This window comes from Nocardia australiensis, from assembly GCF_020733705.1.
Classification (GTDB): domain Bacteria; phylum Actinomycetota; class Actinomycetes; order Mycobacteriales; family Mycobacteriaceae; genus Nocardia; species Nocardia australiensis.
Map to the genome: position 1 here is coordinate 74969 of NZ_JAJFZM010000009.1, position 23908 is coordinate 98876.

Sequence of the window (23908 nt, forward strand, 5' to 3'; positions counted from 1 at the left end):
AACCGACAAGATCGTGTCATCCGCGCGGTATTCGTTACTGCCTCGACAGTGCCGCGGCCGACCCATACTGTGTGGCGGGGGAATTCGACGGGTGGGGCCAGCGCCGAAAGAAGGGAAGCAACATGATTCGGTGGGCGTGGGCCTTCCTCGACCGACCGGCACAGCGTTTCGACGAGTGTGCCGCATTCTGGTCGGCGATCACCGGCACCGAATTGTCCCCTCGTCGTGGCGAGAAGGACGAATTCCTGACGCTGCTACCGGATCCCGCGCTGTTCGCCGCGGCCGGAGTGAAAATGCAGGCCGTCACCGGTCTCGGCGGCGTACACATCGACCTGGATGTCGACGACATCGCCACCGCCGTGCGCATCGCCCTCGATCTCGGCGCCGAGCTGGTCGCGAACCATTCCGACTACGCCGTGCTGCGCTCGCCATCGGGCCAGGCATTCTGCTTCACGCCCAGCGGCCGCGCCAAGGGCAGGCCCGCACCACCGACCTGCGCGCCCGACAGCACGCTCAGCTGTCTCGACCAGGTGTGCCTGGATATCGGCGCCGCCGACCATGCCGTCGAATCGGAGTTCTGGACCACGCTGACCGGGTGGGATCTGGAACAAGGCCGGTTACCAGAATTCTCCCGCCTGCGCCCGAAAGAGCCACTGCCTGTTCAATTCCTACTGCAACGTCTCGGAGAAGACCGCGCCACCAGCGCTCATATCGACCTGTCGTCCTCCGATATCGATGCGACAGCCGCCTGGCACGAATCCCTCGGCGCGACCACGATCGAGCGCCACGAGCACTGGATTGTCATGAACGATCCCGCGGACGCCACCTACTGCGTCACCTCACGCGACCCGAACGGAATCTGACCCACCGCGAACCGGCGAATGACATGTCGAGCCCCGGGGTGTGCCGGATGGTGGCGGCGGTCGCGGTGGCAGAGTACCGATGTGCCTACACACCAGAAGACCGGATCGCTGCTCACCGCGTTGTGCCCGGATCTGCGGACCGCGTTGACGCGCGTCGGATACGACGCGGACACGCTCTTGGCGGTGCTCGGCGAGGACGTGCACGCGGCGCTGGGTCGTTCGGAGCCGGTACCGGTGCGCAGGGCCGCCCGTCAGGCTGGCGAGCTCGGCACCGTGATCCGGTTGTTGTTGCTGGGTGATCCGCTACCGGAGCACGAGGTGCGCGCGGCACTGGCTCCGGTGGATATCGAGCAGGCGGTGGCCGCGGGCCTGCTCGATCGCGATGGTGATCTCGTGCGCGCCGTGCTGGATCTGCGCCCACTCGACGCCGGAGCGGGGAATCGATGGATCCTGTCGGATCTCGACGACTCGATGCGTCGACGCACGCTGACCGAAGAGCATGTGCTGGGAGTGGGGCACGCCTCGCTGTCGCTGCTGCGAGCGACACCCACCCGTCGGGCCGGTTCGGTACTCGATCTCGGCACTGGCTGCGGCGTGCAAGCCGTGCATGCCGCGGCCTACTCGGATCGGGTGACCGCCACCGATGTGAACCCCCGCGCGCTGTGGCTGGCCGAAGCCACAGCGGTGCTCAACGGACTGGATATCGAGCTGGTGGAAGGTTCCTGGTTCGAGCCGGTGGCCGGGCGCCGTTTCGACCAGCTGGTGGCCAACCCGCCATTCGTGGTCGGACCAGCCCGTGTCGAACACACCTACCGCGACTCCGGTCTCGCCCTCGACGGGGCCAGCGAATTGGTGATCTCTCAGGCACCCGGGCTGCTCGCGCCGGGCGGGACCGCCGCCATGCTGGCGGCATGGGTGCACGTCGACGGCGAGGACTGGCGCCAGCGAGTGTCGTCGTGGCTGCCCGAGTACGGCGTCGATGCCTGGGTGGTGCAGCGTGACGTCGCCGACCCCGCCCTCTATGTCGGCACCTGGCTGCGCGATGCGGGATTGGATCCGCGCGATCCCGCCGTCCAGGCCCGCGCCGAACAGTGGCTCGACGCATTCACCGCAGCAGATGTCGATGGCATCGGGTTCGGGTTCGTCTATCTGCGTGATATCGACGGTCCGACGGAGCTGCTTGCCGAGGACCTCACCCATGGGTTCGACGATCCACTCGGCGCCGAGGCGACCGGCTACTTCGAGCGTTCCGCCTGGTTGCGCGCGGTCGCCGATGACGAAAACCTCGCATGGTCAGCGCGTTTTGCGGTGGATTCGGCAACGGCGCTGGAACGTGTCTTCCTACCAGGCACGGACGGATGGTCGCAGCGGGTCGCGCGGCTGCATCGTGGCGACGGGCCGCGCTGGCAACACGAGGTGGATGAGTCCACCATCGCACTGGTAGCGGGAATGCGCGCGGACGGGCTGCCGTTGTACGAGTTAATAGAACTGCTGGCAGTTGCCTACGGATCCGACGAGGTAACGCCGACGTTCGCAGCCGACGCACTGTCGGTGGTGGCCGGTTTGGTTCGCCACGGATTGGTTCGACCGATGTAGTCCAGCAGGCACGTCGGCGGTGGTACTCGACGGTGATGTTCCCGCGCTGCTTGCTTCTCAGGAAGTTCTCAGACGATCGAGATGAAAACCGCAGTTCAGAGCGGTTTATTCGAGCGGTAGCGGGGAACTTTCCCAATGTCGGGTCCGTTGTTCTGGATGAGACACCACCGACAGGAGGCAAGTCATGACAAGCCCCGCCACCACTCGTGTGCGCATCAGCGATTCCGACCTCGACGCCCAGAGCCCCGCAGCCGACTTGGTACGTGTGTACCTGAATGGGATCGGTCGCACGGCGCTGCTCACGGCCGCTGACGAGGTCGAGCTGGCCAAGCGCATCGAGGCGGGTCTCTACGCCCAGCAGCTGCTGGAGACCGGCAAACGGCTGTCGGCCACTCGTAAGCGCGATCTGGCCATCATCGTCCGTGAGGGACAGGGCGCTCGCGCGCATCTACTCGAGGCCAACCTCCGCCTCGTCGTCTCACTCGCCAAGCGTTACACCGGCCGTGGCATGCCGCTGCTCGACCTCATCCAGGAGGGCAACCTCGGGCTGATCAGGGCGATGGAGAAGTTCGACTACGCCAAGGGCTTCAAGTTCTCCACCTACGCCACCTGGTGGATCCGTCAGGCCATCACCCGCGGCATGGCCGATCAAAGCCGCACCATCCGCCTGCCTGTGCACCTGGTCGAGCAGGTCAACAAGCTGGCGCGCATCAAGCGGGAATTGCATCAGCAGCTGGGCCGCGAGGCCACCGACGACGAACTCGCCAACGAGTCCGGCATTCCGGTCGAGAAGATCGCCGATCTGCTCGACCATAGCCGCGATCCGGTAAGCCTGGACATGCCGGTCGGCAACGACGAAGAGGCTCCACTCGGCGATTTCATCGAAGACTCCGAGGCCACCTCGGCCGAGTCCGCCGTGATCGCCGGACTGTTGCATCACGATGTGCGCAGCGTGCTGGCCACTTTGGACGAGCGTGAACAACAGGTCATCCGGCTGCGCTTCGGCCTCGACGACGGCCAGCCGCGCACCCTGGACCAGATCGGCAAACTCTTCGGTCTCTCCCGTGAGCGGGTACGTCAGATCGAGCGTGAGGTCATGTCGAAGCTGCGCAAGGGTGAGCGGGCCGATCGCCTGCGCGCCTACGCGAGCTGATCGCCTATTCGTTCCGGTAACCCAGCACAGCCATCCGCCTCGGGCTGATCAACGCTGTCCTGAGGTCGGTTGGTGACCGTGACGGTCACCAATATGAGACGCCGACCGGTATCCGCGCGACTGCCCCTCGGGGTCGCACGAACCGGTCGGCGCAGTTTTGTCACGAAATCGACCGCTGCCGGGTTTACCGCCTCTCGCTGTTCGGACTATCCGGTATCACCTGTCGCCGCAATGTCCATCCGGACCGCGAGAAGACGTGCACACCAACATGATTCGGTTCGGACAGTTGTCGTTGCCGCGACGATCCGTGAGGGTTCGGCATTGTCGAGCGGGATCTGACGGACGAGTCCGGCGATATCGGGCGCGCTGCCGAGCGCCTCGAACACCCCGTTCTCATTAACCGGTGCAACCGGGTGCGCAGGGCACCGTGCGAACTGGCATCATTTTCGACACCGCGACCGGTTCAGCCCAGCCGACGTGGTCCTGCGTCGAACCGGCTCGGCTCCGGGCCGATGCGGGCCCGGGCGTAGAGAATTTCCGCCGAGGCCGCGGAGGCGAGCACCGGGTCGAAGAACAGTTCACGCAGTTCTGGCAGATCGTCAAAGAGGGCCGAAATACGTTGGGCCAGCTCGGCAAGGGCGACCTTGTCGACGCGTGGGCTGGCCGGGGTACCCGACAACAGTGGTGCGGCCCGGGGTGCGTCGATCAGCGCTGCGGCTTCGGCTTCGGTCAGTGGCAACGCCCGATAGGCGCGGTCACCCAATAGCTCGATAATCGGACCGGACAGCCCGAATCCGATGACCGACCCGAACGACGGATCGTCTTGCACGCGCAGCACACAACCGACGCCGGGGGTCGCCATCTTCTGAATGTGCAGCACGGGGTCGCCACTGAGTTCCGCCAGATGAGCGTACGCCTGCCGGACCGACTCCGGGCGCCACAGATCCAACCGGACGCCACTGAGGTCGGGCCTGCGCCGCCAGATATCTCCCGTCGCTTTGGCCGCGACCGGGTAACCGAGTTCCGTCGCGGCAGCGACCGCCTCGTCGGCATCGTGCACTGCCCGGTACGCGACGACGTGAATGCCGTAACACCCCAGCAGCGTGGTGGTCTCCTCGTCGGTGAGCCTGCGCCCGCCGGAGTCGGCCATCCACCGCGTCACCAGTCCCCTGGCCCGTTCGGTGTCGATGCCGTCGGGCCGCCTGACCACCGACACCGGTTTCGTGCGCCACTGCGCGTACCGGCGCACTCGGGCCAGCGCTCGCGCCGCTCGTTCCGGGTCCGGATAGGACGGTATCGAGCCGCGCACCGCCATACTGCCCGGACCACGCATCGCCAGCAGGCTCGGAATCCCTTGCTCAGCAACGAAAGTGGTGAGAATCGGTTTCCCGGCATCGGGCACCGCGAGCGCGGCGGAGCGGATGGCGTCGGCGAACTCTGCCATCGGCAGCGGCACCGGTGGTGCGAAAACCACGATCACCGCATCGATCTCGTCCGACTGCAACGCCGTGACCACCGCGTCCAGATAAGCCCCCGGCATCGCTTCCGGGCCGAGATCCACGTCGCCAACCGAATCCTCGTCTACTACCCGCTCGGTAGGACGTGGACGGCGAGCACGTTCGGACGGCTCGAGCACCGGCCGCCGCACCTCGAGTCCCTCGCCTCGCGCGGCGTCCACAGCGAGCCAGTTCAAGGCCGCGCTGTTGCCGATCACCGCCACCCTCGGCCCTTCGGGCAGCGGCTGATAGCCGAGCAGTGCCGCACAGTCGAATAACTCCGAGATCGAGTCGACCTGCACGATTCCGGCCTGTGCGAACAGGTCCCGCACGATGGATCGGTCCATATCGCCGGTCGGCTGGGCCCGCGCCGCGAGCCGGCCGCTGCTCACCGCGACGATCGGTTTGGTCCGCGCCACCCGCCGTGCGATCCGGGAGAACTTGCGCGGATTTCCGAAACTCTCCAAATACAGCAGGATCACATCCGTGGCCGGATCGGTGTCCCAGTACTGCAATAGGTCGTTGCCGGAAAGGTCGGCACGATTGCCCGCCGCCACGAAGGTCGACAATCCCAGGTTTCGTGCCGCGGCCTCACCCAGGATCGCCGCGCCCAGCGGCCCGGACTGGCAGAAGAATCCGATGTGCCCACGCCCGGGCAACACCGAAGCCAGGGTGGCGTTGAGTGAGATCTCCGGATCGGTGTTGGCAACACCGAGCGCGCTCGGCCCGACCACCCGCATACCGTGTCCACGCGCGGCGGCGACCAATTCCCTTTCCGCGGCGACGCCATCGCCGCCGGTCTCCGCGAAGCCCGCTGTCAGTACGACCAAACCCTTGACGCCCTTGGCCATACAGTCATCGAGGACCGATCCGATAGCGTCGGCGGGCACCGCGACCACAGCGAGGTCCACCTCATCGGGAATATCGCGAACCGTCGGATAGGCGCGTACTCCACGCACGGATTTCCGATTCGGGTTGACCGGGAATACGGGCCCCTGGAACACCCCCGACAGCAGATTCGCCAGCACCAGGCCGCCCACCCGCCCCGCATCCGGGGTCGCACCGATAACGGCAACCGACCTCGGCGCGAGCAAATTGCCGACACTGCGCGCCTCGGAAGCCCGCTCGCGCGAATCCCGCACCGCCAGTAGGGCTTCGGTGGGGTCGATAGCGAATTCCAAATGCAGCACCGAACCGTCCCTGCTGCGTTCGATCTGATAACCCGCGTCACGGAAAACGGTGACCATCACGGTGTTCTCAGCCAACACCTCCGCGACGAACGTCTCGATATCGTTCTCGGCGGCCGCACCGGCCAGATGCTCGAGCAGAATCGACCCGAGCCCACGGCCCTGATGTTCGTCGGCCACCACGAACGCGACCTCCGCCGCGCGCGGACCGTTGCGATCGGCCAGCAGTTCGTAGCGACCGACTGCGATGATCGCGTCACCGAGAACCAGCAGCAGCCCGACCCGATCGTGATGGTCGACGTGGGTGGAGCGGTACATGTCCTTGGGTGAAATACGGGGGTAGGGGCCGAAATAGCGCAGATAGCGGCTGCGGTCGGACAGCGACGTGTGAAATTCCTGGAGCCGGTCGGCGTCATCGGGCGTGATGGGCCGCAACCGCACCACACCACCGTCGGACGCGAGCACATCGGCGAACCAATGCTGCTGCGGCGGAACCGCTGGAGGGCCGGGGGCATCCGGGACGGGTGGATTCTCAGTCACGGGGGTCCTCCGGATCCAATCCGAGCAGCCCGAAGGTAGCCCGGCGGGTGGCGAGTACGGCGGTGTCGACGGCACGTTGGGCACGGTCGGTGCGTGCGTCCCCGGTTGTCCCGGTGCCGCCGGGACCGTCCCACGGCTGGTAGGCGATATCGCCGCCGTCGCCCATGGTGCGAGGCGGGTCTACCGCGGGTGCGGCGGCACGCACCTGATCGATCCACCCCTGTGGCACAACGGTGTCCGGCTCTATGGTCCGGTCCAGCGCTGTGGCCAACAGGTGCGTCCACGCCCGGGGTACCACCCGAAACACGCCGTATCCGCCGCCCCCGACCGCCAGCCAGCGGCCTTCGGCGTGCCGATCGGCGAGCTCACGCATGGCGCGGAAGGCCGCGCGCTGACCATCGACGGTGAGCTCGAGTTCCGCGAGCGGATCCTCCCGATGGGTATCGACACCGCACTGACTGACGATGATCTGCGGACCGAACGCCTCGATCGCACTTGGCACCACCGCATGGAAACCACGCAGCCACTGGGCATCTCGGGTACCGGGCAGCAGCGCCAGGTTGATCGCGGTCCCCACCGCCGGACCGTGACCAGTCTCCTCCGGCCACCCGGTATTGGGCCACAGCGTTGCCGGATGCTGGTGGATCGAGATGGTCAGCACCCGCGGGTCGGCGTAGAAGGCCCGCTGCACCCCGTCGCCATGATGCACATCCACGTCGATGTAGGCGATCCGGTCGAAGCCGTGATCGAGCAGCCAGGAGATGGCCACCGCCGGATCGTTGTAGATACAGAACCCCGCCGCCGAATCGGCCATCGCGTGGTGCATGCCTCCGCCGATGCTGACCGCCCGCTTGGTGCGGCCCTCAGCAATCTCGCGGGCGGCGGCCAGGGTGCCGCCGACGATCGCCGAGGCCGCCTGATGCATCCGAGGGAACACCGGGTTGTCAATCGAGCCGAGGCCGTAGGGTGGATCCAGCGGCGAACCCACAGGCGCCTCGGCGTGCTGGACCGCCTCGATGTAGTCGGAGGTATGGATGCGCAACAGATCCGGCATCCCGGCCTGCGCCGACTCCAACCGCTCGACACCGTCGAGTAGTCCGAGGCTTTCGGCCAGTGCCATGGTGAATTTCAGGCGCGCCGGTTTCATTGGATGCTGAGGCGTCCAAACATAGTCGAGGAACCGGTCGGTCCAGACAACGGTTCCGGTAGCTGTGGCCATGGTTGCCACGCTAGAGCGTTTCGCTCCGTTTGTCGGTGTCTGACGGTAGGGATGGGCGGTACGGGAAGCTAGCAACCCTGCGGAATGTTCATATGCAGTAGAACTACAGGCAAGTCCGAACACGGCGGTCCAGCCGTGCGCCGACAGAATTCCCACAGCGCGGCCATCGCATCGTGACTGCGGAACACGACGTGATGCTGCACACGGTAGGACTGCTACAGGTGGGTAGAATTCGTGCCGACGAAGGGGTAACAGGTGAAGGATCTGGTCGACACTACGGAGATGTACCTCCGTACCATTTACGACCTCGAGGAGGAGGGCGTGACGCCCCTGCGCGCCCGCATCGCCGAGCGCCTCGAACAGAGCGGCCCGACCGTGAGCCAGACCGTCGCGCGGATGGAGCGCGATGGTTTGCTGCTGGTCGCGGGAGACCGTCATCTCGAACTGACCGAAAAGGGCCGCAATATGGCAATCGCGGTAATGCGCAAGCATCGCCTCGCCGAGCGTTTGCTGGTCGATATCATCGGCTTGGACTGGCAGAACGTGCACGCCGAGGCATGCCGCTGGGAACACGTCATGAGCGAAGAGGTCGAGCGGCGGCTGGTAGAGGTGCTCAACCACCCCACCACCTCCCCATACGGCAATCCCATCCCCGGCCTGGACGAGTTGGGAATCCTCCCACCCTCGTCGTCGAACGAAACCCTGGTCCGGCTTTCGGATCTGCCGCATGGCCAGGTCCACGCGGTCGTCGTGCGACGACTGGCCGAGCACATCCAGACCGACCCCGACGTCATCGGACAGCTGCGAGAGGCGGGCGTGGTGCCCGACGCACGCGTTACGGTCGAGACCAAGCCTGGATCGGTGGTCATCACCGTGCCGGGCCACGGCGGTTTCGAACTCTCCGATGAAATGGCCCATGCCGTTCAAGTGAAGCTGGTCTGACACGTGAAACTCCTGGTTACCGGTGGTGCGGGTTACGTCGGTGGCGTGTGCGCGCAAGTACTGCTCGAAGACGGTCACGAGGTCGTGGTGGTCGACGATCTGTCGACCGGCAATGCCGACGGTGTCCCCGGCGACGCGCGTTTCGTCGAAGGTGATGTCGCCGTCGCCGCGCCCGCGCTGCTGGGTGCCGAAAACTTCGACGGTGTCCTGCATTTCGCCGCGCAATCCCTCGTCGGCGAGTCGGTGCAGAAACCGGAGAAGTACTGGCACGGCAATGTGGTGAAGACGCTGGAGCTGCTGGAGGCGATGCGCCGAACCGGCACCCCACGGCTGGTGTTCTCTTCGACCGCTGCGGTGTACGGCGAGCCGGAGCAGGTACCGATCACAGAGGACGCCCCGACCCGCCCGACCAACCCGTACGGCGCGTCGAAGCTGGCCATCGACCACGCCATCACCTCCTACTCGATCGCGCACGGGCTCGCCGCGACCAGCCTGCGGTACTTCAATGTCGCGGGCGCCTACGGCGGTCTCGGCGAAAACCGTGTCGTGGAAACCCATCTCATCCCCCTCGTGTTGCAGGTTGCGCTCGGTCACCGCGAGGCGATCTCCGTCTTCGGCACCGATTGGCCGACACCGGATGGCACCGCGGTCCGCGACTACATCCACATCCGTGACCTCGCCGACGCCCATCTGCGCGCACTGGCCACCGCGGAACCCAGCACACACCGCATTTTCAACCTCGGCAGCGGCACCGGATTCTCGGTCCGCGAGGTCATCTCGGCGTGTGAACGTGTCACCGGCCTTTCGATCGCCGCGCAGGATGCGCCGCGCCGCGCCGGTGACCCGGCCACGCTGATCGCCTCCAGTGATCGTGCGATCGCCGACCTCGGCTGGGCCCCCAAGCACAACGACATCGACGAGATCGTTTCCGACGCCTGGGAATTCCTGCGCGCTCTCGGGCCACGCGCCCATTCGGCGCAGCGCTGATTCGCGCGGCCGAGCCGATTCCGGCACCCGATTCGGCTCGGCCTCAACACAACTCGACACCGAGGTCCGCCGCGGTCTCGAGGCCACAGCGCGCCAGCCTGCGCAGTTGTTCGGGCCGCATACCCGCACGTAGCGCGGTCTCCAACAGGATGGCCATGGGGTGCGCCGGATCGGCTTCCAGTGCCGCCTCGAAAGCAATCCCGGCCAGGGGGCCGTCGCCACGGACGTAGGCGCTGTAGCCCAGCAGCGCGGCGGCATCCGCGCGATCGGATTCCGACAGTGCCCGCGCCAACGCCGACCAGAGGCGTTCCGCGGCCGCCGCGTGGTCCCCGACCGCCAGCGCGAACAGCGAGTCGCGCACCACTCGATCCCGCAGTGCGGCAGCCAGTTCCGCGAATTCCCTGGCGGCGAGCGTGGTGCCGAACTCGATATTCGCGACCTGCCAGAGGACCTGTTCGAGCATCCGCCGGTGATAGCTGTCGGGATCGCCGCGACGGATGGCATCCGCATAGTGGTCGCGAGCCGCCACCATCGCCTCGTCGAGGTAGGCCGCCACCTGCGCACAGGTATCCGGGTCCGGCGCCACCAACGCGCTCAGGTCCGCGCGGGAGCGGTGAATGGGCCGACCGTCGAGCACGTGTGCCACCGTCACCATCGAAACGGCCGGGTCCGGCAGCGTCCCACGCATTTCCGGATCGGGCAGACTCCACCACCGCTGATCCTTGCCGATGGCACCGACCGCCCAGGCGCCGGTGAGCGCGATTTCATGATCATCGAGCAGACACCGGGCGAAGCCCGCGATCAGTGCACCGTGTGCGCCGGCGCGCACCTCCCGACCGACCCCATCGTGCGGCCCGGGTTCGCGGATCCGGTCATCGACGATCACCGCGAGCACCTCGCACGCGTTCTCGCTGGCACAGATCCGCCCGACGTGCCCGGCATATGCGGCCGCCATCTCGCGGCGGTTACGTCCCTGTGCATCCAGATCGAAACGCACCACGGCATTGATGATCGGCACCTCGACCTGGTCGGACGACGCCCGTAGCACGGCGACCACGAATGAACGCTCCGGTACGAACCCGACCATCGCGGGCAGCGCCGCTATCAATTCACCAGGTTCGCTGACGTGCAACTGCGTGCGGGACGTACCGAACTCCGGCGGCCGTTCCGCGCAGATGCCCGAATGTCGGCGTGGCGCATGGTCACAGAACCGTTCGGTACCAACGACATTCGCGCCGTCACGCGCACGATCAGAGTGCCGGCCGACAACCTTGCCGAGGCGCGAATAGTCGCGAACAGGAGGTTTCGCCCCATTGTGCGCGGCGCCGCCACGAGAGCCGGTCCCGCTCGGGCCCGCAGCACAGCCGGGGTGCACGTGCCTGCTCGAATCGGCAGCAGTAGTTGGGTTCATGGGAGTCGTCATGGGTCGATAGTGCGCGTCACCGCTACCGGCACCCGTCGAACGACCTGGGCTTTCACCTACCCTGTGGAAAACCCGAACCTGTTGATCAATCAGGCGAAAAGACGCCGTAGCGGGCACGAGCGTCCGAGCCTGTGTCGGTATGAGATGCTAATGTACCCGGCCGCCTATCGCTTCTTGACCTGCTGGACGGTGGTGGTGAACAGCTCGTCGAGCGCCGCGGTATCCGGCTTCGCGTCACTGAACGACATGTACGTCACCGCAATTCGTACATCACCGACCTGAGCGGTCAATGTCTGCATCGACTGGGTCAACCTGATGCCGGCGACATCCGGCTCCACGGTGCGGCGCAGAGCCAGCGAGTCGTCAGCATCGATCGGCGGCGGCGGATCCAGTTGCGTGGTCACGTTCGTCATCGCACCGGCCCGCGTGACCTGCATTTTTTCACACCGTTGCAGCTGGCCGCGCAGCGTTGACAGCGCCTGATCGGTCCTGGTCAGCTCGACGGTGATGGTGGCGCGAGTGTCGTTGTCGGTCCCCACCGCGATGGCCGTCTGATCGGGTCCGAACCGCTGTTCGGGCGGCGTACATACGTCGGGTTTCACGGTGGCGCCCCGCCCGACGCCGGTCAGATCCCCCGCAGCCTGCGCGGCCGCCTCCGCGGGTAGTACCACCACCGAATACGTGGCCGGAAAGCGCGCTGAATCCGGCAACAGCGTCGAAAGCGCGGCATCGACATGCCGCCCTGTGGTCGGCGTGGCAGCGACGGGGTGACCGGTCACCGCGCTGCCACATCCGGTTAACAGCACCGCGACGGGCAGCAAACCCGACATCGCGTATCCGAGTGGCCGCCTGCGCGTCGAATCCGACACAGTCACCCGGTCCACTGTGCCAAACTCCCGGTGCCCGACCGCGATGCCACGCCGAGGGTGGTCGCTGCGGGAATGCGGCGCGGGGCGCGACTGTTAGCTGTTCGTATGGGTCGGTGTCCCGGCCGTGAGCGCGGGTGTCTGTGCCATGGGGGACAATGGACAGTGGCTTCCCCGCTGCGAACGGCAAAGGGCCGAAGACCTGGAGTTCTTCGGATAGCTTGCGGCTCGCGTCGGTGGACCGCGCAGGAAGGAGTACGCGATGGACCACGAGTCGCGAATGTACGAGTTGGAGTTCCCCGCTCCGCAGCTGTCATCCGACGATGGCTCGGGTCCGGTTCTGGTGCACGGGCTGGAAGGCTTCACCGATGCCGGGCATGCGGTGCGCCTGGCGACCACGCATCTGCGCGAGAGCCTGGAAAGCGAACTCGTCGCCTCGTTCGACGTGGACGAGCTGCTGGACTACCGATCACGGCGTCCTCTCATGACGTTCAAGACCGACCACTTCTCGGATTACACCGAACCGGAGCTCAATCTGTGGGCGCTGCGTGATACGGCCGGTACTCCGTTCCTCCTGCTGTCGGGCCTCGAACCGGACCTGCGCTGGGAGAAATTCACCACCGCGGTCCGACTACTCGCCGAACAACTCGGTGTACGGCGCAGCATCGGGCTCAGCGCGATTCCGATGGCGATCCCGCATACCCGCCCGCTCGGCGTCACCGCACATTCCTCCGATCGCGACCTGATCGCCGATCATCAGCGCTGGCCGGGTGAACTGCAGGTACCGGGCAGCGCATCCTCGCTGCTGGAGTACCGGATGTCGCAGTACGGCCACGAATCGGTCGGGTTCTCGGTGCACGTGCCGCATTACCTGGCGCAGACCGCATACCCAGAGGCCGCGCAGACGCTGTTGGAGAATGTCGCCGACAATGCCGGTCTGGAGATTCCGCTCACCGCGCTCGGCGCGGCCGCCGCGCGAGTGCGTGAACAGGTCAACGAGCACATCGCGGGCAACTCCGAGGTGGAGACCGTTGTGCACGCGTTGGAGCGTCAATACGACAGCTTCGTTTCGGCGCAGGAGGGGCAGTCCAGTCTGCTTGTCGGCGACGGTGAGCTGCCCAGCGGCGACGAGCTCGGCGCGGAGTTCGAGCGCTTCCTTGCTGAACAGGGCGGGTACGACGGCGACACTCAGGGCGACCAATCCGAGTAAACAACCTCCTGGCCCGAACCAAACGCACCACGCCCGGATTCGCTGGTCGATCGCCGCGAATCGGGTCGGCCCGGCGCCGGGCGGGATAGGCGTCAGGCCATGCCCACTAGGGTGGTCGGAGTGGATCTGACCGAACTGCTCGAGATACCGGGGACCGACGCCGACGCACTGTACGAGTCGTTCGGTGTGTGGGCCGCCGAGCAGGGCACGCCTTTATATCCCGCGCAGGACGAGGCGCTGCTGGAATTGGCGTCCGGATCGAACGTCATCTTGGCCACGCCGACCGGGTCCGGCAAATCCTTGGTCGCGGTGGGCGCGCACATGTTCGCGCTGACCCGAGGGCAGCGTTCTTACTACACCGCGCCGATCAAGGCCCTGGTCAGCGAGAAATTCTTCGCTCTGTGTGAGGTGTTCGGCGCCGATAAGGTCGGGATGGTGACCGGTGATGCCGCGGTGAACGCCGACGCGCCGATCATCTGCGCTACTGCCGAGATACTCGCCAACCTGGCGTTGCGCGAGGGCGCCGCCGCCGATGTCGGTCAGGTGGTGATGGACGAGTTCCATTTCTATGCCGACCCCGATCGCGGCTGGGCCTGGCAGGTGCCGCTGCTGGAGCTGCCACGCGCCCAATTCCTGCTCATGTCGGCAACTCTCGGAGAGGTCGACTTCTTCGCCTCGGATTTGCGGCGACGCACCGGCAATCCGACGGCGGTGGTCGCGGGCACCGAACGTCCCGTGCCGCTGAGCTTTTCCTACGCGCGCACGCCCATTACCGAAACACTGGAAGACCTCGTCACCACCAATCAGGCCCCGGTGTATGTCGTGCACTTCACCCAGGCCGCCGCCTTGGAGCGGGCACAGGCGCTGACCAGCGTGAACTTCGCCAGCCGCGCCGAAAAGGACGCTATAGCAACGGCTTTGGGCGATTTCAGGTTCTCCTCCGGTTTCGGCAAGACGCTGTCGCGGCTGATCCGCCACGGCATCGGCGTGCACCATGCTGGCATGCTGCCGAAGTACCGCCGCCTGGTGGAACGTCTGGCGCAGGAGGGACTGTTGAAGGTGGTGTGTGGCACCGACACCCTCGGCGTCGGCATCAATGTCCCGATCCGCACTGTGCTGCTCACCGGCCTGACCAAGTACGACGGTGTGCGCACCCGCAGGCTCAAGGCCCGCGAATTCCACCAGATCGCCGGCCGCGCGGGCCGTGCCGGATTCGACACCATGGGCACTGTGGTCGTGCAGGCCCCCGATCATGAAGTCGAGAACACGCGGCTGATCGCGAAAGCGGGCGATGATCCGAAGAAACAGCGAAAGGTGGTGCGGCGCAAGCCGCCGGAGGGCTTCGTGTCCTGGAGCGAGGAGACCTTCGACCGACTGGTCGCAGCGGCCCCGGAGCCGATGGTGTCGCGCTTCGCGGTGACGAACTCCATGCTGCTCAATGTGATTGCCCGTCCGGGCAATTGTTTCGATGCGATGCGGCACCTGCTGGAAGACAATCATGAGCCGCGCCCGGCCCAGCGCCGCCATATCCTGCGCGCCGTTCGTCTCTACCGCGCGTTGCGTGACGCGGGTGTGGTGCAGCAGCTGCCGGAGCCCGACGCACAGGGCCGCCGGGCCCGGCTCACCGTCGACCTGCAACGCGATTTCGCGCTCGATCAGCCGCTGTCACCGTTCGCACTGGCGGCATTCGAGTTGCTGGACAAGGAATCTTCCACCTACACCCTTGACGTCATTTCGCTCATCGAGTCAACGCTCGAGGATCCGCGCCAGTTGCTGATGGCCCAGCAGCACAAGGCCCGCGGTGCGGCGATCGCCGAAATGAAGGCCGACGGGATCGAGTACGACGAGCGCATGGAGTTACTCGAAGAGGTCACCTGGCCCAAGCCACTTGCCGAGCTGATCGATCCCGCATTCGAGACCTATCGCGCGGGCCACCCGTGGATGTCGGAGTTCGCGCCGGCACCCAAGTCCGTGGTGCGCGACATGATCGAACGCTCGATGACTTTCGCGGAGCTGATCTCGCACTACGAGCTGGCGCGCTCGGAAGGTGTCGTGCTGCGCTATCTGGCCGACGCCTATCGGGCGCTGCGCCGCACCGTCCCGGAATCGGCCCGCACCGATGATCTCGACGATATGACCGAATGGCTCGGTGAGCTTGTCCGCCAAGTGGATTCGAGCCTACTCGACGAATGGGAACAGCTCACCAATCCCGGCGCGGAGACCGACGCCGATCAGGTCGCCTTTGGCGCCGAATCGGTTCGCCCGATCTCCGCCAACGAGCGCGCTTTCCGGGTGATGGTCCGCAATGCCATGTTCCGGCGCGTCGAACTAGCCGCACTGAAGCGCTGGCACACACTCGCCGAGATGGGCAACGGCCCTGATTGGGATGTCGAGTTGGCTCCCTATTTCGATGAGTACGAGCGCATCGGCACCGGCCCGGACGCCCGTGGCCCGCAACTATTCCAGGTGCAACAGCGCCCCGGCTTCTGGCATGTGCGCCAGGTCCTCGACGACCCCGCCGGCGATCACGGATGGGCGCTGGCAGCGGTGGTCGATCTCGCCGAGTCCGATGCGGCAGGCGAGGTGGTATTCGACGAGGTCAGTGTGTCCGCAGGATAGTTCGTCCACCGAGGCAGCGCGCTGATACTCTCTCGCGCGGCGCATGAACGACCGCGTCCGCCGAAACCGTAAGGAATTCCCTGAGATTGATCGGTTCAAACATGCCCGAATCGCCCTACCTGCTCATCGACCTCGAGCGGGTGCGCGACAACTACCGCACACTGCACGCCGTGCTCCCGACCGCGCGAATCCGCTTCGCGGTCAAGGCGGCTCCGGTACCGGAGCTCATCGCATTACTGAATGAACAGGGCGCGGAATTCGATGTCGCCAGCATCGGCGAGATCGAGCTGTGCTTGGGCGAGGGTGTCGAACCGGCCCGGATGTGTTACGGAAATCCGATCAAGAAGGCCGCCCACATCGCGGCCGCCCACGCGATGGGTGTGCGCCGCTTCGCCTTCGACACCGAGGACGATCTGCTGCACATCGTCGAACACGCGCCGGGCGCGGAGGTCGAGTGCCGGTTCCTGTCGGCGGCTCCCGAATCGACCACCCCCTTCGGCACCAAATTCGGTTGCACTCCCGGCGAGGCATACCGGCTGCTGGTTCGCGCTCGCGATCTCGGGCTGATCGTGGCGGGGCCATACTTTCACGTCGGTTCCCAACAGCTCGATCCCGCGGCCTGGCGCATCGGCATCGAACAGGCCGGACGTATCGTTGCCGCGTTGGCGGACAAGGACATTCGGGTCGGATCGGTCAATATCGGCGGCGGTCTCCCCATTTCCTATACCCAAGCCGCGCCCGATCCCGCCGACATCGCGGCCGTCGTCACGACCGCCACCGCCGAATTCCTGCCCGAGACCGCCGGGATCGTCATCGAACCCGGGCGCGCGCTCGTGGGATCGGCGGGCACCATTCACGCCGAGGTTGTCGGCGTGCGCATCGCGCCGGACGGACGGCGCTGGGTGTATCTCGACATCGGCCGCTACAACGGAATGGCCGAGACAGAGAACGAGTACATCGCCTACCGCTTCGTCACCGAACGCGACGGAGATCCCGTCGACGAGGCGGTTGTCGCCGGTCCGACCTGCGATGGCGACGATGTGCTGTATCAACGCACGCGGGTCATGCTGCCGACCACGCTGCGAGCCGGTGATCACATCCAGATCCTCGATACCGGCGCCTATACGGCGAGTTATTCGTCGGTGTCCTTCAATGGTTTTCCGCCCTTGACCGTTCATGTCTCGGGCGCTGAGCGAGAGTGAGTTTGCCCATGACGGCGGATTTCACCGGCTGGCATGTGCTTGCCGAGTTCGGTGGTGTCGACACGACCCTGTGCAACGACCCCGAACGACTCGAATCGGCGTTACGAGATTCCCTGATCGCCGCGGGCGTCACCATCTGCGATGTCGTGCATAAGAAGTTCGATCCGCAGGGGGTGACTGTTCTCGCGCTGTTGTCGGAGTCTCACGCCTCGATTCACACCTATCCGGAGTCCGGTGACATCTTTATCGACGTCTTTACCTGCGGCAGTATCGGCGCGGGCGCCGAGAAGGCCGTCGAAAAGTTGCGGCAGTCCCTATCCCCCGTGCACGTTCGCACCTCGACCATTCGGCGCGGGCGCGCCGGGCAGCGAGTGGAGGAGCCGGTCGGCACGGGCTTGACCCGGATCTGGGATGTTTCCGACGTAATCATCGATACTCGAACTCCGTTCCAGCACATGCTGATCGCGCGCACCGAACAGGGCGTCAGCCTGTTCTCAGACGACGATCGCCAGTCCACCGAGTTCTCCCAGCTCACCTACCACGAGGCGATGATGGTGCCCGCGTTTGTGCTGGCCGAGAAGCTGGACAATGTGCTGATCATCGGTTCGGGTGAGGGGGTAGCCAGTCAGATGTCGGTCGCCGCCGGCGCCACCCACGTGGACCACGTCGATATCGACCAACTCGAGGTCGAGTTGTGTGCCGAGCACTTGCCCTACGGTTACAGCGCCGAGGAACTCACGGCGGCGGTAAAGGGCGAGGGTCCGATCACGGTGCACTACGCCGACGGCTGGGACTTCCTGGCGAATGCCGATCAGACCGGTCGGCGCTACGACATCATCGTCATCGACCTGCCCGACGAGCGTGTCGAAGACGCGCAGCACAATCGCCTCTACGAGGCGGAGTTCCTGGCTCGATGTCGGGCCCTGCTGGCCCCCGGCGGGGTGCTGAGCGCCCAGGCGGGGTGCGCGACGATGTGGCGCAACGAGACACTGAAACGCTCCTGGCAGCGCTTTCACGAACAGTTCGCGACCGTGGTGCATTACGGCAGCGACGAGCATGAATGGTCGTTCTTGTTCGGGTTGAACGAGACGATCGATGAGCCGGTGCAGGGCATGACCGGCAGGCTCGTCACCCTGCCCTATCGGGCCGAAACCATCGACGCACGGGCGTTGGTCCGTGGCGCGATCGAACCACACACACTGCGCGCATAACGGGCACCACACCATCGTGTCGGCGCCACGGATTTCTGTGGCGCCGACCGCGATTCAGCGATCGAACAGCCGCAGCCGCTGCACCCCTTGGCCGGTGCCATCGCCGGTGGCGGACGGTCGCAGCTACTTCGGACGCTGCGCCCGGATGATCGCCGCGAGCTGCTCGTAATCATCGCTACGCGCCGTTGAACCGCGGAAAGCCAACCCGAGCGTCCGCCCGGGCGCGGGCGCCGCGAAACGCGCGGTTTCCAGTGTGCCGCGGGCAGTTTCGGCGGCCACCGCCATCTCCGGAATCAGCGTGACACCCAGACCTCCCGCGACGCATTGCACGACGGTCGCCAGTGAGGCCGCGCGAGTGTCGCCGACACCGCTGGGACGCGCGTCGGCGGCCCGGCATAGCTCGAGGGTTTGATCGCGCAGGCAGTGGCCCTCGTCGAGCAGCAGCAACGGCAACGCGTCGAGAGCCGCCGTCGCGATGTCAGTGTGCCCGGCCAGCTGGTGTCCGCGTGGCATTACCAGCACGAATTCCTCTGAATACAAGGGGATCTCGACCAGCCCCGGCGACTCGGCCGGGAGTGCGAGTACGGCGACATCCAGCACGCCGGTACGAAGACCTTCCAGTAACCGCGCCGTCTGATCTTCGATCACGTGCGGCGCGAGCGCGGGCACCTGCCGTCGCAATTCGGGAAGCAACGTGGGCAGCACATACGGGGCCACTGTCGGAATGATGCCGAGTCGCAGTGTGCCGCCGAGTCCGTCACCTGCGGCCGAGGCGACGAAACGATCCGCCGCTTCGAGCGTCGCGATCGCCTGCGGAAGCAGGCGCATTCCGGCCGCGGTGACGAGCACTCGGCGCGTGCTACGTTCGATCAGCTGCAGGCCCAGCCCCTGTTCGAGCGCCACCAATGCCTGCGATAACGTGGGCTGGCTCACACCGAGCCTGGCTGCCGCAGTACCGAAGTGGCGGTATTCGGCGATCGCCACGAACGCACGCAGCTGCGAGAGGGTTGGCTGATAAGTCTGATCAGTCATGCCTATCAGTGTAGTGCGACTGATCACGTTTACCTTTTGCCGGGTTTCGGGCAAGATCGAAGTGAGCTTTTCGCACAGCGCAAACACACCAAAATGACGAGGAGAAAAGCATGGCCTTGCTGACCATTGGCGACCAATTCCCGGCATACAACCTCACCGCGGTGATCGGTGGTGACCTGTCGAAGGTCGACGCTCAGCAGCCTGACGACTACTTCACCACCATCACCTCCGACGACCACGCGGGCAAGTGGCGGATCGTGTTCTTCTGGCCGAAGGACTTCACCTTCGTGTGCCCCACCGAGATTGCCGCCTTCGGCAAGCTCAACGAGGAGTTCGCCGACCGCGACGCGCAGGTGCTCGGTGCCTCGGTCGACAACGAGTTCGTGCACTTCCAGTGGCGCGCCCAGCACGAGGATCTCAAGACCCTCCCTTTCCCGATGCTGTCGGACCTCAAGCGTGAACTGGCAAGCGCCACCGGCGTTCTGAACGCCGACGGCGTCGCCGACCGCGCCACCTTCATCATCGACCCGAACAACGAGATCCAGTTCGTCTCGGTGACCGCAGGTTCGGTCGGCCGCAATGTCGACGAGGTGCTGCGGGTGCTCGACGCACTGCAGTCCGACGAACTGTGCGCCTGCAACTGGAAGAAGGGCGACCCCACCATCAACGCGGGCGAGCTGCTCTCCGCCAGCGTCTGAGGCGAATCCCCAAGCAAGTGAACAAAACCCATGCACGGTTCCCCACATTCACGGGGATGATCCTAGGAAGCGCCGAATGAGCATCGAGACCCTGAAGAACTCTCTCCCCGAGTACGCCAAGGACCTCAAGCTCAACCTGTCGTCCATCGCACGTACCACCGTGCTGAACGAGCAGCAGCTGTGGGGCACCCTGCTAGCGTCGGCGGCCGCGACCCGGTCGGCGACCACGCTGCGTGAGGTCGCCGAGGAAGCCGCCGACATCCTGTCGGCCGAGGCGTACAACGCCGCACTCGGCGCTGCCTCGGTCATGGGCATGAACAATGTGTTCTACCGCGGCAAGGCATTCCTCGGTGGCCGCTACGACGACCTGCGGGCCGGTCTGCGGATGAACATCATCGGCAATCCGGGCGTCGACAAGGCCGATTTCGAACTGTGGTCGTTCGCGGTGTCCTCGATCAACGGCTGCCAGCACTGTCTGGAAGCGCATGAGAACACCTTGCGCGAGGCGGGCGTCTCCCGCGAGGTGATTTTCGAATCGCTGCGGGTTGCCGCCATCGTCGCCGGTGTCGGCCAGGCAGTGCAGTCCACGGAGGCGCTCGCCGCCGCCACGGTCTGATGCCCGCCGCAACGGCCCCATCCGAAAAAGGATGGGGCCGTTGTCGTTTCACCTCGCCTTCTCGTGGCGGGTGAATATCGGACCATCTCGTCAGCCTGTCGGCGACACCGCACAGCGCGAGCAAGGGAGACGGGCCGATGGCTGTCCTTTCCCGGCCGTGTGACGAGAGCGCTGTCCGAGCGGGCGACAAACCACAACTACGCGGACATATTCAGCGGCATCCCGAGCTTGCCGCAGGCATGTGTGACGAGCTCCCGTCCGGAGTCCGATTCCCGAGCCCGATGCCGCACCGTAGGCATCAACGACCCGACCAGAATACGGCGCTGAGCGGGGACGGGTCGCATCGGCGTCAGGAAAGGCCGGTGCCCGGTATCCAGTTTGTCGACACTTGCGAGACCTGCGTGTTCAGCGATGTACCGGCTGGTTGGCGAGGGCTTCGGTGACGGTGAGGCTGTCTTCGTAGACGGCGTAACGCGTGATCAGTCCGTCCTGGACGGTGAGGTGGAGAGCGCACGGGGCTGTGTATGGCTTTCCCGTGGCTTTCACCGTCTGCCGGATGTCGCCGAGTAGCACTGCCTCCGTTCCATCGATGAGGACGCGGGACACTGTTCCGGCGGACTTTTCGGGGACGTGGAAAGCGGCTATCTCCCGGAAGTGGTCGGCGACATCGGCGCGGGTGAAGCGAGGACGGATCCACGGCACCGCCGGGTGACCGCTGTCCGGCCAGTCCAACTGCCAGTCGACGCGCTCGGCGAACAGTTCGGCGATCCGGTCCGGGGCGCCCTCGCCCAGTCGGCGAAGGAACTCCTCGGTATGAGCTTCGGTGATCCGTGTCTCGAGGGCGTCATGACCGTGGTATCGCGCGGATTCAGTGGTCTCGACCCCGTCCGGATGCCACAGTTCGGAGATAGCACGGCGGCGCGCGATGGGGTCGGACTCGTTCCATACTGCGACGTACCGGTCGACGAGCTGGTCGATATCAATGTCGATGTCCATTGGCGCGACGCTACTGGGGTTCCACTGACGTCTTATGTCAGTGGATTGAGGCAGACTTCAACGCATGCGCGCGAGCCGGCTGGTGTCCATCCTGTTGCTCCTGCAGACCCGGGAACGGATGACAGCGCAAGAACTGGCCGACGTGTTGGAGGTGTCCGCGCGCACCGTCTACCGCGATATGGAATCCCTCAGCGCGGCGGGTGTGCCGCTGTATGGCGAACCTGGTCACGATGGCGGGTACCGGCTGCTCGGCGGTTTCCGCACCCGGCTAACGGGGCTGACGGCCGATGAGGCCGACTCGCTGTTCCTGACAGGGGTGCCCACAGCGGCCGCCGACCTTGGCATGGGCACCGTCGTGACCGCCGTGCAGCTCAAACTCATCGCCTCGTTGCCCGCTGAACTGCGCGACCGCGCCGGCCGTATCGTTGAGCGGTTCCACCTCGACGCGCCGGCGTGGTATCGCGACAGCGACCGTACGCCGCACCTGAGCTCGGTCGCGGACGCGGTGTGGAATAGCCGCGCCGTGCGGATGCGCTACCTGCGCTGGGCCGAACCCCATGAGATCACCCGGACCGTGAAACCGTACGGGCTGGTCCTCAAGGCCGGTCACTGGTACCTCGTGGCGAGCGCTGGCGAACAACTCCGCACCTACCGCATCGCGCGGATCGTGGATCTCTGTGTCCTCGACGAGCGTTTCGACCGGCCAAACGGGTTCGACCTGGCCGACTACTGGCACAACTACCTGCAGTCCTTCGATGCACGCCGCCACCAGGACCAGGCGACCCTCCGCCTGTCCCCGAGGATCTTCGACCAGTTGCCTCACCTATGGGGCTCGGCGATGGCCGACGCGGCACACCGGACCGCCGAGCCCCCAGATCCCGATGGCTGGACTCGGGTGACAATCCCGATCGAGTCCGTTGAACAAGCCCTTCCCGAATGCCTCAAACTCGGTGCCGACGCCGAGATCCTCACCCCGGCCGAACTCCGCGAACACATCACTCGAACACTCGACGCCCTAACCTGCATCTACCGACGACTGGCTTGACAGACGTCAAGGGCGTGCTCGGTGCCAGCGGCTGTTCCTGGGTTCCTCGACCTCGAAACCCATCCGCCAGACCCCCGCAAAAATGCGGTGACGGGGTGGCGCCGGACTCTGGAGCGGTACGGCGAGCTGGCCGACTGGTTGTGTGACCAATTCCCTATCACCCGAATTCCCAGCACTATCGCCCCAGCATCCAGAGCTGGGCTGAATATTTGCCACATTCGGATACTCGGGCCAGGCCCGTACCGGTGTCAATCCCTGGGAGCCCACCGAACATCCCCGTAGGCTCGCGACCATGGGCACACAGGACGAACTGGAGGCCATGAGCACGCGAATCGAGGTCGTACGCGTGTTCACCGATGCGGCGGGGCGGCTCGGCAATGAATTGGGCATTGCCCGAGCCGGTGATGTCGCCGACGCGGACCGGCAGGCGCTCGCCGCGCGCGTCGGGTACAGCGAAACAGTCGTCGTCGACGATCCGGTCGACGAGACTGCCCGAATGCGGATCTTCACCCCGGCGGTCGAACTCCCGTTCGCGGGCCACCCGACGGTGGGGGCCGCGTGGTGGTTCGCCGAGAACGGCGTTCCGATACGCGTGCTGGATGTGCCCGCAGGCCCGGTGGCCGTCGAGTTGACCGATGGCCTCACCTGGATCAGGGCCCGCGGCGAATGGGCGCCCGACTTCACCTTTCACCAGCTCGAAGGTATCGACGAGCTGGCAGCCATGAACCCGGATGACTTCCCCGAAGGTTCGCACTACCTGTGGGCGTGGACCGACGACAAACGCGGTGCGATGCGCTCCCGAATGTTCGCCCCCGCGATGGGTATCGCGGAAGACGAGGCTACCGGTGCCGGCGCGGTCGCACTCACCGCGCTGCTGCGGCGCGGCCTCATCATCACCCAGGGCAAGGGTTCCCAATTATTCACCGAGTGGGACTCCGACGGGTGGGTGCGCCTCGGCGGACGCGTCGTCGCGGATTCGGTCATCTACATCTGATCGTTCGGCACCC

The 23908-nt window shown here is 65.7% G+C and carries 19 protein-coding genes; 13 read left to right on the forward strand and 6 right to left on the reverse strand.

The window, feature by feature from the left end:
• Nucleotides 1-122: 122 nt before the first annotated feature.
• From LKE06_RS26385 to LKE06_RS26395, 3 genes are all read left to right on the forward strand, one after another.
• Nucleotides 123-863, forward strand: coding sequence for a VOC family protein (locus LKE06_RS26385; protein WP_228002062.1), 741 nt, complete (start codon nucleotides 123-125; stop codon nucleotides 861-863).
• 81 nt (nucleotides 864-944) lie between these two features.
• Complete coding sequence (locus LKE06_RS26390) at nucleotides 945-2459, forward strand: DUF7782 domain-containing protein (RefSeq protein ID WP_228002063.1); 1515 nt, start codon at nucleotides 945-947, stop codon at nucleotides 2457-2459.
• Between the two features lie 184 nt (nucleotides 2460-2643).
• Nucleotides 2644-3612 carry a sigma-70 family RNA polymerase sigma factor gene (locus tag LKE06_RS26395; protein WP_228002064.1) on the forward strand — a complete coding sequence of 323 codons (969 nt, stop codon included), beginning with the start codon at nucleotides 2644-2646 and terminating at the stop codon, nucleotides 3610-3612.
• Between the two features lie 463 nt (nucleotides 3613-4075).
• Here the strand turns inward: LKE06_RS26395 and LKE06_RS26400 are convergent, their stop codons facing one another.
• Together LKE06_RS26400 and LKE06_RS26405 are read right to left on the reverse strand one after the other, a co-directional pair.
• A complete protein-coding gene (locus LKE06_RS26400) occupies nucleotides 4076-6835 on the reverse strand; it encodes a bifunctional acetate--CoA ligase family protein/GNAT family N-acetyltransferase (protein ID WP_228002065.1) in 2760 nt (919 codons plus the stop codon).
• On the reverse strand, nucleotides 6828-8054 hold the full coding sequence (locus LKE06_RS26405) for an acetoin utilization protein AcuC (protein ID WP_228002066.1): 1227 nt from the start codon (nucleotides 8052-8054) through the stop codon (nucleotides 6828-6830). Before LKE06_RS26405 ends, LKE06_RS26400 begins: the two co-directional genes overlap by 8 nt.
• Nucleotides 8055-8309: 255 nt before the next feature.
• Between LKE06_RS26405 and LKE06_RS26410 the strand changes: the two genes are divergently transcribed.
• Nucleotides 8310-8996: an iron-dependent transcriptional repressor DtxR gene (locus tag LKE06_RS26410; protein WP_228002067.1), complete on the forward strand. Its 687-nt coding sequence runs from the start codon at nucleotides 8310-8312 to the stop codon at nucleotides 8994-8996.
• A 3-nt stretch (nucleotides 8997-8999) separates the two neighbouring features.
• Nucleotides 9000-9983: a UDP-glucose 4-epimerase GalE gene (galE, locus tag LKE06_RS26415; protein WP_228002068.1), complete on the forward strand. Its 984-nt coding sequence runs from the start codon at nucleotides 9000-9002 to the stop codon at nucleotides 9981-9983.
• A 43-nt stretch (nucleotides 9984-10026) separates the two neighbouring features.
• On the opposite strand, the gene LKE06_RS26420 is transcribed toward galE, so the two are convergent.
• Together LKE06_RS26420 and LKE06_RS26425 are read right to left on the reverse strand one after the other, a co-directional pair.
• Nucleotides 10027-11406 (reverse strand): DUF4192 domain-containing protein, encoded by a 1380-nt coding sequence (locus LKE06_RS26420; RefSeq protein WP_228002069.1) that lies wholly within the window; start codon nucleotides 11404-11406, stop codon nucleotides 10027-10029.
• 164 nt (nucleotides 11407-11570) lie between these two features.
• Nucleotides 11571-12281, reverse strand: a complete 711-nt coding sequence (locus LKE06_RS26425; RefSeq protein ID WP_228002070.1) for a sensor domain-containing protein — start codon at nucleotides 12279-12281, stop codon at nucleotides 11571-11573.
• Between the two features lie 253 nt (nucleotides 12282-12534).
• Here LKE06_RS26425 and LKE06_RS26430 point away from each other — a divergent pair, with 253 nt between their 5' ends.
• The 4 genes from LKE06_RS26430 to speD all read left to right on the forward strand — a co-directional run bounded on the left by LKE06_RS26430 (nucleotide 12535) and on the right by speD (nucleotide 18514).
• Nucleotides 12535-13482 (forward strand): PAC2 family protein, encoded by a 948-nt coding sequence (locus tag LKE06_RS26430; protein WP_228002071.1) that lies wholly within the window; start codon nucleotides 12535-12537, stop codon nucleotides 13480-13482.
• A 99-nt stretch (nucleotides 13483-13581) separates the two neighbouring features.
• A complete protein-coding gene (locus LKE06_RS26435) occupies nucleotides 13582-16101 on the forward strand; it encodes a DEAD/DEAH box helicase (protein WP_255649878.1) in 2520 nt (839 codons plus the stop codon).
• A gap of 101 nt (nucleotides 16102-16202) precedes the next feature.
• Complete coding sequence (locus tag LKE06_RS26440; RefSeq protein WP_228002072.1) at nucleotides 16203-17303, forward strand: type III PLP-dependent enzyme; 1101 nt, start codon at nucleotides 16203-16205, stop codon at nucleotides 17301-17303.
• An 8-nt stretch (nucleotides 17304-17311) separates the two neighbouring features.
• Nucleotides 17312-18514, forward strand: coding sequence for an adenosylmethionine decarboxylase (gene speD / locus LKE06_RS26445; protein WP_228002073.1), 1203 nt, complete (start codon nucleotides 17312-17314; stop codon nucleotides 18512-18514).
• 123 nt (nucleotides 18515-18637) lie between these two features.
• On the opposite strand, the gene LKE06_RS26450 is transcribed toward speD, so the two are convergent.
• Nucleotides 18638-19546 carry a hydrogen peroxide-inducible genes activator gene (locus LKE06_RS26450; protein ID WP_228002074.1) on the reverse strand — a complete coding sequence of 303 codons (909 nt, stop codon included), beginning with the start codon at nucleotides 19544-19546 and terminating at the stop codon, nucleotides 18638-18640.
• Nucleotides 19547-19656: 110 nt separating this feature from the next.
• Here LKE06_RS26450 and LKE06_RS26455 point away from each other — a divergent pair, with 110 nt between their 5' ends.
• Both LKE06_RS26455 and ahpD read left to right on the forward strand, forming a co-directional pair.
• Complete coding sequence (locus LKE06_RS26455) at nucleotides 19657-20244, forward strand: peroxiredoxin (RefSeq protein ID WP_228002075.1); 588 nt, start codon at nucleotides 19657-19659, stop codon at nucleotides 20242-20244.
• A 76-nt stretch (nucleotides 20245-20320) separates the two neighbouring features.
• On the forward strand, nucleotides 20321-20860 hold the full coding sequence (ahpD, locus tag LKE06_RS26460) for an alkylhydroperoxidase, AhpD family (protein ID WP_228002076.1): 540 nt from the start codon (nucleotides 20321-20323) through the stop codon (nucleotides 20858-20860).
• 405 nt (nucleotides 20861-21265) lie between these two features.
• On the opposite strand, the gene LKE06_RS26465 is transcribed toward ahpD, so the two are convergent.
• Nucleotides 21266-21856 (reverse strand): nuclear transport factor 2 family protein, encoded by a 591-nt coding sequence (locus LKE06_RS26465; RefSeq protein WP_228002077.1) that lies wholly within the window; start codon nucleotides 21854-21856, stop codon nucleotides 21266-21268.
• Nucleotides 21857-21920: 64 nt separating this feature from the next.
• Between LKE06_RS26465 and LKE06_RS26470 the strand changes: the two genes are divergently transcribed.
• Both LKE06_RS26470 and LKE06_RS26475 read left to right on the forward strand, forming a co-directional pair.
• Nucleotides 21921-22901, forward strand: a complete 981-nt coding sequence (locus LKE06_RS26470; RefSeq protein ID WP_228002078.1) for a helix-turn-helix transcriptional regulator — start codon at nucleotides 21921-21923, stop codon at nucleotides 22899-22901.
• A gap of 319 nt (nucleotides 22902-23220) precedes the next feature.
• Nucleotides 23221-23895, forward strand: coding sequence for a PhzF family phenazine biosynthesis protein (locus LKE06_RS26475; protein ID WP_228002104.1), 675 nt, complete (start codon nucleotides 23221-23223; stop codon nucleotides 23893-23895).
• Nucleotides 23896-23908 lie beyond the last annotated feature (13 nt).